This is a genomic window from Salinarimonas chemoclinalis, from assembly GCF_041514305.1.
GTDB classification, from domain to species: Bacteria; Pseudomonadota; Alphaproteobacteria; order Rhizobiales; family Beijerinckiaceae; genus Salinarimonas; species Salinarimonas chemoclinalis.
In genome coordinates, this window is sequence record NZ_JBGMWH010000002.1 from 76129 (window position 1) to 88470 (window position 12342).

The following is a 12342-nucleotide window of genomic DNA, read 5'->3' on the forward strand; positions in this document are numbered from 1 at the left end:
CGGGCGGACCGCGTCCCTCAGCCGGCGAGCGCGCGCGCGACGGCGGCGTGGTCGAAGTCGTGCAGCCCGATCACGACGAGCGAGCCGGCCCGCGGCTCGCCCGGCTTCCACGCCCGGTCGTAGTTCTGCGACACGCGCGTGCCCACGCCCTGGACGACGAGGCGCATCGGCTTGCCGGTCACCTCGACGAAGCCCTTGATGCGCAGCACGCCCGCGACCTCGGCGGCCTCGGCGACGCGCCGCATCAGGACGTCGGGGCTCTCGACCGCGGCGACGGGGATGGCGACGCTGTCGAAGTCCTCGTGATCGTGCTCGCCGGCGTCGTCGTGATGCGATGGCCGCGCGGCGAGGTCTCCCTCCGCCGCGGCGCCGAGCCCGATCAGGGCGGCGGGATCCGCCCGGCCGTGGGCGACCTCGAGGATCTCGACGGCGCGCGGCAGGTGCCCGCGGATGTCGGCGGCGACCCGGCGGCGCTCGTCGACGCTCATCGCGTCGACCTTGTTGAGGACGACGACGTCGGCGCACAGGAGCTGGTCCTCGAACACCTCCTCCAGCGGGTCGTCGTGGTCGACCGAGGCGTCGCCGGCGCGCTGGGCGGCGAGCTTCGCGGGATCGTGCGCGAACAGCCCGGACGCCACGGCGGGACCGTCCACCACGGCGACGACGCCGTCGACGGTCACGCGCGAGCGGATGGCGGGCCAGTTGAAGGCGTTCACGAGCGGCTTGGGCAGCGCCAGTCCCGACGTCTCGATGAGGATGTGCTCGGGCGGGTTCGCCTGGTCGAGGAGCTTCTCCAGCGCCGGGACGAAATCGTCGGCCACCGTGCAGCAGATGCAGCCGTTGGGCAGCTCGACGATGTCCTCGGCGGTGCAGCCCGCGATGCCGCAGCCCTCCAGGAACGAGCCGTCGAAGCCGAGATCGCCGAACTCGTTGACGAGCACGGCGATGCGGCGCCCGCCGGCGTTCTCGACGAGGTGGCGCACGAGGGTGGTCTTGCCGGCGCCGAGGAAGCCGGTGAGGACCGTGCAGGGAATTTTCGACAGGCTCGCCATGGGGACGGCTCCTATTCGGCGGCCGCCGGGGCGAGGCCCGGCAGCGGGGGGATGCGGGCGACGACGCCCGTCTTGAAGATCCGCGGACGCTCGCGCCAGGGCACGATCCCGTCGGCGCTCGCGGCGTATCGGGCGAGGCCGTCGAGGATCTCGTCGACCTGCGTCGCCGGGTCGAGGTCGCCCCAGACGTAGGTCCAACGATCCGGCGCGGTCGCCGCGACGGTGCAGGGGCGTTTGCAGACGGAGAGGCACGCGACCGGCGCGAGGCGCACCGGCAGCGGCGCGCCCGCCGCCGCGCGGGCGGCGAGCGCGTCCTCCAGCATGCGCAGGAGGATCGCGCCGGGCCTCTCGTCGGCCGCGTCCGGCCCGTCGGCCGGACGGCAGGTGGTGCAGACGTGGACGACGACGTCCACGGGGGCGGCGGTCATGGCCGTGCTCACGCGGACCCGACGAGGCCGGAGACGAGGAAGCCGGCGCCGACCACGGCGAGCGCCAGGCCCGCGGCACGCAGGCCGGCCGGCTGGGCCGGCTCGCGGCCGAGGCCGCGCGCGACGAGCGCGATGCCGGCTGCGAGCGCGATCTGGACGATGGCGAGACCCGCGAGATAGGCCACGAGCGGCGTCGCCTCCGCGCCGATGATCGATTCGGCCAGCGCGTGCCCGTGCATGAAGCCGCCCGCGGCGACGAGGGCGAGCACGGCCGGGCGGGAGAGCGCGCCGGGCGCCACGAGCGCGAGGCCGAGCGCGAGCACCGTGCCGGCGACGAGCGCCTCGCCGAACGGCAGGCCGACGCCCGCCATGTGCAGCGCGACGCCGGCGAGCATCCCGAGCACCCAGCCGCCGGGCGCCGCGAGCAGCCCCGCGCCGCGCGCCGCGATCAGGCCGACGGCGACGAGGGCTGCGAGGTGATCGACGCCCAGGATCGGGTGGGCGAGGCCGGACATCAGCCCGTCCACGAGCGTTCCGGGGACGTCCCCGCCCAGCGGGTGGTGGGCGAGGGCCGGGGTCGCGGCGAGCACGCCGGCGAGGGCGACGAGGATTCGCGTTTCGGTGGAGCCTGGTCCGGTCATGTCTCTTCTCTCTCCGTCTGCGCCCGAGGGCGCCCGTGCTTCGTGCTTCCACGGAGAGAGGCGGCCGACGGAGAACACCGTGCGGCCGGCAAACCCCCCGGCGCACCCCGGCCGGAAAGCCCATGAAAGCGGTCGACGGCAGGTCTCCTGGCTCGCGGGTCGCGGCCTCGTCGCTCAGCCTTCCCGGGACGAGCCCAGTGGACTATGAGAGCGACGGGCTCTCCGCTCACAGTTGCGGGGGCAGCTGCGGTGTCTCACCGCATTCCCTTTTCACCCCGTCTCCGGGGCACCGTCGCCACCATGATTAGCCGTCGCGCCAACGAACTTCAACGGCCTCGCGCATGACCCCGGAGAAGCCCGTACGGGGCGCCTCGCCTCGCTTGACGTTCGTGCTCGGCGGCGCACGCTCCGGCAAGAGCCGGCATGCCGAGGCGCTCGTGGAGGCGTACGCGCCGCCGTGGGTCTACGTGGCGACGGCGCAGGCCTTCGATTCGGAGATGGAGGCGCGCATCGAAGAGCACCGCGCGCGGCGCCCCGAGGGCTGGATCACCCGCGACGCGCCGCTCGCCCTGCCCGAGGCGATGAGCGAGGGGCCGGCGGGGGCGCCGATCCTGGTCGATTGCCTCACCTTGTGGGTGACGAACCTGATCCTCGCCGAGCGCGACGTCGCCGCGGCCGGGGCCGCGCTCGAGGCGGCCTGCCTGGACGCGCCGGGGCCGGTCGTGCTCGTGTCGAACGAGGTCGGGCTCGGCATCGTGCCCGACAACGCCCTGGCGCGCCGGTTCCGCGACGAGGCCGGCCGGCTGCACCAGCGTTTGGCGGCGCGGGCGGACGCCGTGACCTTCATGGTCGCCGGTCTCCCGATGAAGGTGAAGTGACATGACGATCGAGGACGACGAGGCCCGCCGCCATCGCGAGAAGATGGCCAAGCGCAAGGCCGTGCAGGACGCGGAAGTGGCGGGAAAGACGCTCGAGAAGGGGCTTCTCGTCGTCAACACCGGCCCCGGAAAGGGCAAGTCGACGGCCGCCTTCGGGCTGATGCTGCGCGCGCTCGGTCGCGGCTTCCGGGTGGGCGTCGTGCAGTTCGTCAAGGGCGCCTGGGAGACCGGCGAGAAGCTCGCGCTCGCGCGCTTCGACGACCAGATCTCCTGGCACACGATGGGCGAGGGCTTCACCTGGGAGACGCAGGACAAGGCGCGCGACGTCGCCGCCGCCGAGCGCGCCTGGGCCAAGGCGCGCGAGCTGATGGACGATCCCGGCATCCGGCTCGTGATCCTCGACGAGCTCAACATCGCGCTGCGCTATTCCTATCTCCCGCTGGACGAGGTGGTCGCCACGTTGAGCGCGCGCCGGCCGGATCTCCACGTCGTGGTCACCGGCCGCAACGCCAAGCCCGAGCTGATCGAGGCCGCCGATCTCGTCACCGAGATGGCGCTGGTGAAGCACCATTTCGCCGCCGGCGTGAAGGCGCAGGAAGGGATCGAGTTCTGATGGCGCGTGCGCTGATGGTGCAGGGGACCGGGTCGAACGTCGGCAAGTCGCTGCTCGTCGCCGGCCTGTGCCGCCATTTCGCGCGCCGCGGCCTCGTGGTGCGGCCGTTCAAGCCGCAGAACATGTCGAACAACGCCGCCGTCACCGCCGACGGCGGCGAGATCGGCCGCGCCCAGGCGCTGCAGGCGCGCGCCGCCTGCGTCGCACCGTCGGTGCACATGAACCCGGTTCTCCTCAAGCCGCAGAGCGAGATCGGCTCGCAGATCGTGGTGCAGGGGCGCATGGTGGGCACCGCCAAGGCGCGGGAGTACCAGGCCTGGAAGCCGCGGCTGATGGAGGCCGTGCTCGACTCGTTCGGCCGGCTGCGCCGAGAGGCCGATCTCGTCGTCGTCGAGGGCGCGGGCTCGGCCTCGGAGGTGAACCTGCGCTCCGGCGACATCGCCAACATGGGCTTCGCGCGCGCCACCGGCACGCCGGTGATCATCGTCGGCGACATCGATCGGGGCGGCGTGATCGCGAGCCTGGTGGGGACGAAGGTGGTGATCGACTCCGCCGACGCGGCGCTCGTCGCGGGCTTCGTCGTCAACCGCTTCCGCGGCGACCCGTCGCTCTTCGCCGACGGCATGCGGCTCATCGCCGCCCATACCGGCTGGGCGCCGCTCGGCCTCGTGCCGCATTTCGCCGACGCCGGGCGGCTGCCGGCGGAGGACCGGCTCGGCCTCGAACGCGAGCCGCGGGACGAGACGGGGAAGGGGGTGACGATCGCCGTGCCCGTGATGCCGCGCATCTCCAACTTCGACGATCTCGACCCCCTGCGCGAGGAGCCCGGCGTGCGCCTCGTCCTCGTCGAGCCCGGGACACCGATCCCGGCCGAGGCGGCGCTGGTGCTGCTGCCGGGCTCGAAGACCACGATCGACGACCTGGCCTTCCTGCGCGCCCAGGGCTGGGACATCGACATCGCCGCGCACGTGCGCCGCGGCGGGCGGGTGCTCGGGCTGTGCGGCGGCTTCCAGATGCTGGGCCGCTCCATCGCCGATCCCGACGGGATCGAGGGGCCTCCGGGCCGCGTCGTGCCGGGGCTCGGGCTCCTCGACCTGGAGACCCGGCTCACCGGCGTGAAGACGCTGGAAGCCGTCAGCGGGACGGCGCTCGCCGACGGCGCGCCGTTCTCCGGCTACGAGATGCACGTGGGCGAGACCACCGGCCCCGACGCCGTGCGGCCCTTCGCCCACCTCGCCGACGGGCGGCCCGACGGCGCGGTCTCTCGCGATGGGCGGGTGGTCGGCACCTACGTCCACGGCCTCTTCGCCGACGATGCGCAGCGCGCCGCCTGGCTCGACCGGCTCGGCGCGAAGACGAGCGGTCTCGCCTACGAGGCGCTCGTCGAGGACATCCTCGACCGCTTCGCCGACCATCTCGCGGCGCATGCGGACTGCGACCGGCTCCTCGCCATCAGCGAGACAGCGCGAGCGCCGTGACGGCGAGCACGGCGGCGAGCCCGATCAGCAGCGCGCAGGCGGTGCTGTAGAGGGCGAGCGCGCGGTCGACGTCGTCCGCGGTCGCCTCGGCGCGGCCGTCGCCCATCCAGGCGTCGACGACGACCGTGTCGCCGTAGATGCGCGGGCCGGCGAGCCGCAGGCCTAGCGCGCCGGCCATCGCCGCCTCGGGCCAGCCGGCGTTGGGGGAGCGGTGCCTGCCCGCGTCGCGGCGGACCGCGGCCCAGGCCTTCCGCGCCGACGCCTGCGGATGCAGGCCCGCGGCGGCGACGATCAGGAGAGCGGTCAGCCGCGAGGCGGGGAGGTTGATGGCGTCGTCGAACCGCGCCGCAGCCCAGCCGAAGGCGGCATGGCGCGCCGTTCGGTGGCCGATCATGCTGTCCGCGGTGTTCGCCGCCTTGTAGAGCACGCCGCCGACGAGACCCCCGGCGCCGATCCAGAAGGCGGGGGCGACGATGCCGTCGGAGAAGTTCTCGGCCAGGCTCTCGATGGCGGCGCGCGAGACCCCCGCCTCGTCGAGGCTCTCGGGGTTGCGCCCGACGATCATCGAGACCGCGCGGCGCCCGCCCGCCAGCCCCTCCGCGCGCAGCCCGTCGCGAACGGCGGCGACGTGCTCGAAGAGCGAGCGCTGGGCGATGAGCGTCGAGGCGAGGATGGCCGCGGCGAGCAGGCCTAGGAGCCCGAGACCGGAGAGGATCGTCTGCAGCGCGACAGCCAGCGCGCCGGGCACGGCGAGGATCGCCAGGAGCGCCACAACCCCCATGGCGCGGCGGACGGCGGGGGACGCGTCCTCGCGGTTCAGGTCGCGGTCGAGCGCGGCGATCAGCGCGCCGATCCAGGTGACGGGGTGGCCGATCGCCGTGTAGACACGCGCGGGATAGCCGACCGCCGCCTCCACGAGGAGCGCGAGCACGAGGAGGGCGAGCGGGTCGGCGAGCATGGGGAGCGGCCGGATGGTCGAGACGCGGATCTGGCACGGAGGCGACCTCGGCGAGGCGCGCGCGCTGTTCCCGCATGCGCCCGCGCCTTGGATCGACCTCTCGACGGGGATCAACCCCATAGCCTATCCGCTGCCCGCCCTGCCAGCCTCCGCCTTCGCGCGCCTGCCCGAGCCCGCCGACCAGGCGGCGCTCGAGGCGGCGGCGGCGCGGGCCTACGGCGGGGTCGATCCCGCCTGCGTGGTCGCCGCCCCGGGGACGCAGGTGCTGATCAGCCTGCTGCCGTTCGTCGTGCCGGCGCGGGCGGTGGTGCGGGAGGTCGCGATCGTGACGCCGACCTACGGCGAGCACGCGCAGGCCTGGCGGGCGGCTGGCGCACGCGTGCGCGCGGTCGCCGCTTCGGACGAGGGTGGAGGGGCCGACGTCGTCGTGGTGGTGAACCCCAACAATCCCGACGGCCGCACCTGGCCGGCCGCGACGCTGCGCGCGCGCGCGGCCGACCTCGCCGGGCGGGCGGGCCTGCTCGTCGTCGACGAGGCCTTCGCCGACCTCGAGCCCGTCGAGAGCCTCGCGGCGGACCTGCCCGGGAATGCGATCGTGCTGCGCTCCTTCGGCAAGACGTACGGCCTCGCCGGCATTCGCCTCGGGTTCGCGCTCGCCCGCGGCGCTCTCGCCGAGCGGCTGCGTGCGGCGCTCGGGCCCTGGTCGGTCTCGGGGCCGGCACTGGCGATCGGCCGCGCGGCGCTCTCGGACGCGGGCTGGCGCACCGAGGCGCGCCGTGCCCGCGCCGTCGACGCTGCCCGCCTCGACGCGCTCCTCGCCCGACACGCGCCGAGCGGCGTGCGCGGCACGACGCTCTTCCGCACGATCGAGACGGACGCCGCGCCCGCCCTCTTCCGCCGGCTCGGCGAGGCGGGGATCTGGGTGCGCCGCTTCGCGGACGACGAGCGGCGTCTCAGGTTCGGCCTGCCGGGCGGGGACGGGGCGTGGGAGCGGCTGGACGCGGTTCTCGGTAATGGGGCATGACGGGTAATGCAATTCAGAAGTGAATTTCAAAGACAACCACAAGCGCGTTTACGGGTTGCCGGGGCGGGTGCTACATTGGCGTCGAGGTGAACGCATGACCGATCAGCCCACGACCAGCCCGGCCGCCGTCCGGGTCGAGCTCTCGCAGGAGATGCTCCGCGACATCGAAGACAGCGTCGAGGCGGGCAAGTATCGCTCCGTCGAGGAGGCGGTCGTCGACGCCGTTCGGCTGTGGCAGCGCGAGCGTGCCGATCGTCAGGAGCGGCTCGAGGCGATCAAGGCGGAGATATCCCGCTCCATCGACGATCCACGCCCGAGCCTTTCCGGCGAGGAGGTCGACGCCTACCTGGAGGCGCTGCTCCGGGAGGTGGACGAGCGAGTCGCGGACGCGGATCTCGGCCGGTGAGATGCGGCGACTGCCGGTCCGCTTCCGACCGGAAGCCCTCCGCGACTTGCACGCCATATCCGTGGCGATAGCGGAGAGCAGTGCGAGCGCCCAGGTCGCGTCGGCCTACACCAAGCGTCTGCGCGAGCGCTGCGAACGGATCGGCGATGCACCGTTCGGCGGTCGTGCACGCGACGAGCTGAGGCCGGGGCTGCGCACGATCGCGTACAAGCGCTCCGTGGTGATCGCGTACACCATCCGCGATGATCATGTAGAGATCGCGAAGATCTTCATGCGCGGACGAAAGTACGAGGACCTCTTCTCGAGCTGAAGCCTTCGCGGGACATGTTCGGGGGCTGAATGCGCCTACGCCAGCACCCCATGCAGGTCGTACGCGTCCGCGCGCTTCACCATCACGTCCACCACGTCGCCCGGCTTGATCCTGGTCGAGCGCGTCCGCACGAAGACGTTCCCGTCGATCTCCGGCGCGTCCCACTGCGAGCGGCCGACCGAGACCGTCGGGCCGACCTCGTCGAGGATGACGGGGATGGTGCGGCCCACCTTGCGGGCGAGGATGCGCGCGGAGATCGCCGCCTGCGCCTGCATGAAGCGATGCCAGCGCTCCTCCTTCACCTCGTCGGGCACGGGCTCCGCGATGGCGTTCGCGGGCGCGCCGGTGACGGGCTCGTACTCGAAGCAGCCCACGCGCTCGAGCTCGGCCTCCTCCAGCCAGTCGAGCAGGAGCTGGAAGTCCGCCTCGGTCTCGCCGGGGAAGCCGACGATGAAGGTCGAGCGGATGGCGAGGTCGGGGCAGACCGCGCGCCAGGCCTTGATCCGATCCAGCGTCTTCTCGACGTTGCCGGGGCGCTTCATGGCGCGCAGCACCTTCGGCGAGGCGTGCTGGAACGGGATGTCGAGGTAGGGCAGCACCTTGCCCTCGGCCATCAGCGGGATCACCTCGTCCACGTGCGGGTAGGGATAGACGTAGTGCAGCCGCACCCAGGCCCCGAGCGTTCCGAGCTCGCGGGCGAGGTCGAGGAAGCGTGCGCGCACCTCCCGGCCCTGCCAGGTGGAGGAGGCGTACTTCACGTCGACGCCGTAGGCGGAGGTGTCCTGTGAGATCACCAGCAGCTCGCGCACGCCCGCCTTCACCAGCCGCTCGGCTTCCCGCAGCACGTCGCCCGCGGGGCGCGACACGAGATCGCCGCGCAGCTTGGGGATGATGCAGAAGGAGCAACGGTTGTTGCAGCCCTCCGAGATCTTCAGGTAGGCGTAGTGGCGCGGCGTGAGCTTCACGCCCTGCGGCGGAACGAGATCGAGGAACGGGTCGTGCGCCGGCGGCACCGCCGCGTTCACCGCCGAGAGCACGCTCTCGTAGGCCTGCGGGCCGGTGATGGCGAGCACGTCCGGGAAGCGCTCGCGGATCTGCTCGGGCTCGGCGCCCATGCAGCCGGTGACGATCACCTTGCCGTTCTCGGCCATGGCCTCGCCGATGGCGTCCAGCGATTCCGCCTTGGCGCTGTCGAGGAAGCCGCAGGTGTTGACGATCACGAGATCCGATCCGTCGTGCTCGCGCGAGAGCTGGTAGCCCTGCGCCCGCAGCTGCGTGATGATCCGCTCCGAGTCGACGAGGGCCTTCGGGCAGCCGAGGGAGACGAACGAGATCTTGCGCGCGGGTGCGGTCATGCGGAGAGGGTCGCCGAGAATGCGGAAGGTTGCCGGGGAGAGTGTCACATAAGCGAGAACGCGCCCGCACGCCAGTGGCGCGTCGACACGCCCCCGCCCGCGTGCTAGGCGCGCACCGCCCCGGATCGGGGGCGACGGGGAGCGGGCCGCATGCGGGACGGGGAGGACGAGCCGGTCGGCGTGCGCCGGGACGCGCGCCCGGTGCGCCGCCGCGCCGCCTTCTACCTGCCGGGCTACGACCCGCGCCGCCCGCGCGTCTACCACGCGCTCTTCGCCGGGGAGCTCGCCGCCGCCGCGCGCCTTCGCGGCTTCGTGGCGCAGGCGAGCCCTCTCGACGGCGAGGACGGACCGACGCCGGCTTTCGCGATCGAGGCCCGCGATCCCCTCGGCGCCTGGGACACCCGCACCGACGTGACCATCCTGCGCTGGGACGATCTCGCCCGTCCGGCCTTCCGCGCGCCGCTCGCACTGCGCCTGGCCAAGCTGCTGCGCGTGGGTGCGGACCTGGTGCGCCGCGGCGTCGTCTCCCGGCTCGCGCGGATCGACCGGCAGTTCGCCGCCTTCGTCCTCTATCCCTATGCGGGGACGCTCCTGCTCGCGCTCACCGTCCTCGCGGCGGCCTTCGGCGCCGGCGCGCTCGGCTGGCGGATCCATCCGCTGGCGGCCCCGCCGGCGGCGCTCGCGGCGGGCGCGCTCGCCGCATGGCTGGCGCTGCGGCTCGATCGCCCGCTCTTCCTGCGGTACCTGCTGGAGGACTGGCTGTTCTCCTTCGCCCACGAGCGCGGCGGCACCGACGTGCTGCACGCACGGCTCGCGGTCTTCGCCGACGCGGTCGTCGCCGCCGCGCGCGATCCCGGGATCGACGAGGTGCTCCTCGTCGGCCATTCCTCGGGCGCTTTCCTGGCGCCGGAAACGCTGGCGCTGGCGCTGGCGCGCGATCCCGACCTCGGGCGCCGCGGGCCGGCCGTGTCCCTCCTGACGCTCGGCACGGTCGCGCCGCTGATGCTCGTCGACGAGACCTGCATGCGCTACCGCGCGGCGGTGGGGCGGCTCGCCGACGAGCCGTCGGTCGTCTGGCACGAGGTCCAGACCCGGCACGATGCGATGAACGTCTGCCCGGTCGACCCCGCCGCGCTGAGCGGGCTCTTCGCTGCGCGCACGCTCTGGCCGCGCACGCTGCGGCTGTCCATGCCGCAGCTCGTGGCGCCCGGCCGGCTCGGGCTGTTCCGCGAGCGGCTGTTCTTCTTCCGCACGCATTTCCGCTTCCTGCGGGCGAACGAGCGGGTCCACTGGTACGATTTCTACGGCATCCTCTCCGGCCCGACGACGCTCGCCGCGCGGCATGCGCCGGTGCCGGACATGCGCGACGCGGGCGGCTGAGCCCGGATCATGCGGCGCGATCGGGCGACGCCCGCCTCCCGCCGTCCAGCTCGCCGCGCCGCAGCGCCTCGCGGCCCGGCGCCACGAGGTCGGCGACCTCGACGATGTTCTTGCGCAGCTCGTCGACGGCGAAGCGCAACGCCGAGACCGCCCGCTCGCGATCGGCGTCGTCGGTGAGCGCCGTCTCGGTCGGCGCGTGGCGCAAATGGTCCTCCGCGTCGCACAGGCGGCGCACCACGGCCTCGGCCCGCGGCGGCTCGCCGGCTCGTCCCTGCAGGTGCGCGACGAGATCTCCGAGATAGGCCGCGACCTCGTCGTTGATTCGGTCGATGGGCAGGTGGACGCCGCCCGGGTCGTCGCGCCTGAGGCTCGAGCGGCGTTCCTCCGCCGCGCGGTCGAGCACGATCGTCGCGTGCCACAGCCGCTCGATCGCGATCAGCCCGTCGGCCAGGGAATGGCCGCCCTCGAGCCCCGTCTCGAAGCGGGCGTCCCCGGCGATCTCCCGGGCGGTGCCGATGTGTCGCTGGAAGTCCTGGTCGATGCGCCGCGTGTCCTCCGCGTCCGCGCCCGCGAGGCCGCGGAGCGAGGCGTCGACGAGCCGCCGGCAGTCGTCGAGGGCATAGGAGATGTTGCGCACCGCGCGCGAGCGGGCGCTCTCCGGCCAGACGATCGCCGAGGCGAGCGCGGCTCCCACGGAGCCGATCATGATGGCCAGCGCCCGCTCGAGCGACGTCATGACGTCGGCGTCCGCGTTGAGCGCCACGATGGCCGCGGCGACGGCGATGTAGTTGAGGTTGGGCCAGAGCGTCGTCATCAGGTTCGCGACGATGCTCGCGACGACGACCGAGGCGAGGATCGACCAGCCTCCCGGGAGCACGTCCGAAAAGAGCACGACGGTCGCGAGCCCCAGCGCCGTGCCGATCAGCGCCGCGGTGACGCGGTAGACGCCGACCGAGACGGTCGAATCCGAAGCGAGGCGGATGGAGAACAGAGCCGAGATGATCGCCCAGGAGAGGTGATCGATGCCGTACCAGCGCATGACGACGTAGACGAGCGTCACCGCCGCGCCGGTCTGGAGGCCGACGCGAGCGAGATCGCGCGCGCGTTTTCGGTCGATGCGGGGCAGGACGCCCGTCGGCAGCCGGATCACGGGAGGGTACCTCCAGGCTCGACAACGTCGCTCCCCCCGTCTCGTTTCGCCGCGGACGGCTCGTCGGCTTGCCGCGGCCGGCGCGATCGCCATATGTGGCGCATGACCCACAGCACCATGCCGAACCGCCGCCTGTTCCTGGGCGGCGTCGCGGCCCTCGCCCTCGCCGGGTGCGGCGAGGGCGTCGGGCGGACCAGGGACGAAGCGAGCGAGGGAGCAGCGACCGTGAGCGTGTCCGATACCGAAGCCTGGAGCCTCTCGGAGGCCGAGTGGCGCGAGCGCCTGACCCCCGAGCAGTTCCACGTGCTGCGCAAGGAAGGCACCGAGCGCGCCGGCTCGAGCCCGCTCGACCGTGAGTACCGCACCGGCACGTTCCACTGCGCCGGCTGCGACCTGCCGTTGTTCGCCTCCGGCATGAAGTTCGATTCCGGCACCGGCTGGCCGTCCTTCTACGACGTGATCGACGGCGCCGTCGGCACGAAGCGGGACTTCAAGCTGATCCTGCCGCGCACCGAGTACCATTGCGCGCGCTGCGGCGGGCACCAGGGCCACGTCTTCAAGGACGGCCCGGCGCCGACGGGGCTGCGCTACTGCAACAACGGTGTCGCCCTGCGCTTCGCGCCGGCGGACGAGGCGGCGGGCTGAGCATGGGGCGCGCGCGCCGGCGTG

General features: G+C 73.2%; 14 protein-coding genes and 1 riboswitch. Of the genes, 8 read left to right on the plus strand and 6 right to left on the minus strand.

Features of this window, described 5'->3' with window-relative positions; genetic code table 11:
- Positions 1-17: 17 nt before the first annotated feature.
- The 3 genes from cobW to AB9M23_RS04155 are packed head-to-tail and all read right to left on the minus strand — an operon-like array spanning position 18 to position 2121.
- Positions 18-1052 (minus strand): cobalamin biosynthesis protein CobW, encoded by a 1035-nt coding sequence (gene cobW / locus AB9M23_RS04145; protein ID WP_372422756.1) that lies wholly within the window; start codon positions 1050-1052, stop codon positions 18-20.
- Between the two features lie 11 nt (positions 1053-1063).
- Entirely contained in the window at positions 1064-1480 is a 417-nt protein-coding gene (locus tag AB9M23_RS04150; RefSeq protein ID WP_372422758.1) for a DUF1636 family protein, read from the minus strand.
- An 8-nt stretch (positions 1481-1488) separates the two neighbouring features.
- A complete protein-coding gene (locus AB9M23_RS04155) occupies positions 1489-2121 on the minus strand; it encodes a HupE/UreJ family protein (RefSeq protein ID WP_372422759.1) in 633 nt (210 codons plus the stop codon).
- Between the two features lie 120 nt (positions 2122-2241).
- Positions 2242-2430: riboswitch (cobalamin riboswitch) on the minus strand.
- Positions 2431-2501: 71 nt separating this feature from the next.
- Here AB9M23_RS04155 and cobU point away from each other — a divergent pair.
- The 3 genes from cobU to AB9M23_RS04170 are packed head-to-tail and all read left to right on the plus strand — an operon-like array spanning position 2502 to position 5090.
- Entirely contained in the window at positions 2502-2999 is a 498-nt protein-coding gene (cobU, locus tag AB9M23_RS04160) for a bifunctional adenosylcobinamide kinase/adenosylcobinamide-phosphate guanylyltransferase (RefSeq protein ID WP_372422761.1), read from the plus strand.
- Between the two features lies 1 nt (position 3000).
- The gene (gene cobO / locus AB9M23_RS04165) at positions 3001-3612 is read left to right on the plus strand and encodes a cob(I)yrinic acid a,c-diamide adenosyltransferase (protein ID WP_372422763.1); all 612 of its coding nucleotides are present in this window, start codon (positions 3001-3003) and stop codon (positions 3610-3612) included.
- Positions 3612-5090: a cobyric acid synthase gene (locus tag AB9M23_RS04170; protein WP_372422765.1), complete on the plus strand. Its 1479-nt coding sequence runs from the start codon at positions 3612-3614 to the stop codon at positions 5088-5090. The genes cobO and AB9M23_RS04170 overlap by 1 nt, the downstream gene beginning before the upstream one ends.
- Here AB9M23_RS04170 and cbiB read toward each other — a convergent pair.
- Positions 5065-6048, minus strand: coding sequence for an adenosylcobinamide-phosphate synthase CbiB (cbiB, locus tag AB9M23_RS04175; protein ID WP_372422766.1), 984 nt, complete (start codon positions 6046-6048; stop codon positions 5065-5067). The two genes, AB9M23_RS04170 and cbiB, sit on opposite strands and share 26 nt — an antisense overlap.
- Positions 6049-6061: 13 nt before the next feature.
- Here cbiB and cobD point away from each other — a divergent pair, with 13 nt between their 5' ends.
- From cobD to AB9M23_RS04190, 3 genes are all read left to right on the plus strand, one after another.
- The gene (gene cobD, locus AB9M23_RS04180) at positions 6062-7072 is read left to right on the plus strand and encodes a threonine-phosphate decarboxylase CobD (protein ID WP_372422768.1); all 1011 of its coding nucleotides are present in this window, start codon (positions 6062-6064) and stop codon (positions 7070-7072) included.
- 94 nt (positions 7073-7166) lie between these two features.
- Positions 7167-7478 (plus strand): ribbon-helix-helix domain-containing protein, encoded by a 312-nt coding sequence (locus AB9M23_RS04185; protein WP_372422770.1) that lies wholly within the window; start codon positions 7167-7169, stop codon positions 7476-7478.
- Between the two features lies 1 nt (position 7479).
- Entirely contained in the window at positions 7480-7788 is a 309-nt protein-coding gene (locus AB9M23_RS04190) for a type II toxin-antitoxin system RelE/ParE family toxin (protein ID WP_372422772.1), read from the plus strand.
- Between the two features lie 35 nt (positions 7789-7823).
- Here the strand turns inward: AB9M23_RS04190 and rimO are convergent, their stop codons facing one another.
- Complete coding sequence (rimO, locus tag AB9M23_RS04195) at positions 7824-9143, minus strand: 30S ribosomal protein S12 methylthiotransferase RimO (protein WP_372422774.1); 1320 nt, start codon at positions 9141-9143, stop codon at positions 7824-7826.
- Between the two features lie 150 nt (positions 9144-9293).
- Here rimO and AB9M23_RS04200 point away from each other — a divergent pair, with 150 nt between their 5' ends.
- The gene (locus AB9M23_RS04200; RefSeq protein ID WP_372422776.1) at positions 9294-10523 is read left to right on the plus strand and encodes a hypothetical protein; all 1230 of its coding nucleotides are present in this window, start codon (positions 9294-9296) and stop codon (positions 10521-10523) included.
- A gap of 7 nt (positions 10524-10530) precedes the next feature.
- On the opposite strand, the gene AB9M23_RS04205 is transcribed toward AB9M23_RS04200, so the two are convergent.
- Positions 10531-11673, minus strand: coding sequence for an FUSC family protein (locus AB9M23_RS04205; RefSeq protein ID WP_372422777.1), 1143 nt, complete (start codon positions 11671-11673; stop codon positions 10531-10533).
- Positions 11674-11775: 102 nt separating this feature from the next.
- On the opposite strand from AB9M23_RS04205, the gene msrB reads away from it, so the two are divergent.
- Positions 11776-12318 (plus strand): peptide-methionine (R)-S-oxide reductase MsrB, encoded by a 543-nt coding sequence (msrB, locus tag AB9M23_RS04210; protein WP_372422779.1) that lies wholly within the window; start codon positions 11776-11778, stop codon positions 12316-12318.
- The last annotated feature ends 24 nt before the right edge of the window (positions 12319-12342 follow it).

Coding starts and splice junctions, on each gene's coding strand:
- cobO (WP_372422763.1), top strand. CDS start 3,001: ATGACGATCGAGGACGACGAGGCCCGCCGCCATCGCGAGAAGATGGCC.
- AB9M23_RS04200 (WP_372422776.1), top strand. CDS start 9,294: ATGCGGGACGGGGAGGACGAGCCGGTCGGCGTGCGCCGGGACGCGCGC.
- AB9M23_RS04185 (WP_372422770.1), top strand. CDS start 7,167: ATGACCGATCAGCCCACGACCAGCCCGGCCGCCGTCCGGGTCGAGCTC.
- cobD (WP_372422768.1), top strand. CDS start 6,062: ATGGTCGAGACGCGGATCTGGCACGGAGGCGACCTCGGCGAGGCGCGC.
- AB9M23_RS04155 (WP_372422759.1), bottom strand. CDS start 2,121: ATGACCGGACCAGGCTCCACCGAAACGCGAATCCTCGTCGCCCTCGCC.
- cbiB (WP_372422766.1), bottom strand. CDS start 6,048: ATGCTCGCCGACCCGCTCGCCCTCCTCGTGCTCGCGCTCCTCGTGGAG.
- cobW (WP_372422756.1), bottom strand. CDS start 1,052: ATGGCGAGCCTGTCGAAAATTCCCTGCACGGTCCTCACCGGCTTCCTC.
- AB9M23_RS04190 (WP_372422772.1), top strand. CDS start 7,480: ATGCGGCGACTGCCGGTCCGCTTCCGACCGGAAGCCCTCCGCGACTTG.
- AB9M23_RS04170 (WP_372422765.1), top strand. CDS start 3,612: ATGGCGCGTGCGCTGATGGTGCAGGGGACCGGGTCGAACGTCGGCAAG.
- msrB (WP_372422779.1), top strand. CDS start 11,776: ATGACCCACAGCACCATGCCGAACCGCCGCCTGTTCCTGGGCGGCGTC.
- rimO (WP_372422774.1), bottom strand. CDS start 9,143: ATGACCGCACCCGCGCGCAAGATCTCGTTCGTCTCCCTCGGCTGCCCG.
- AB9M23_RS04150 (WP_372422758.1), bottom strand. CDS start 1,480: ATGACCGCCGCCCCCGTGGACGTCGTCGTCCACGTCTGCACCACCTGC.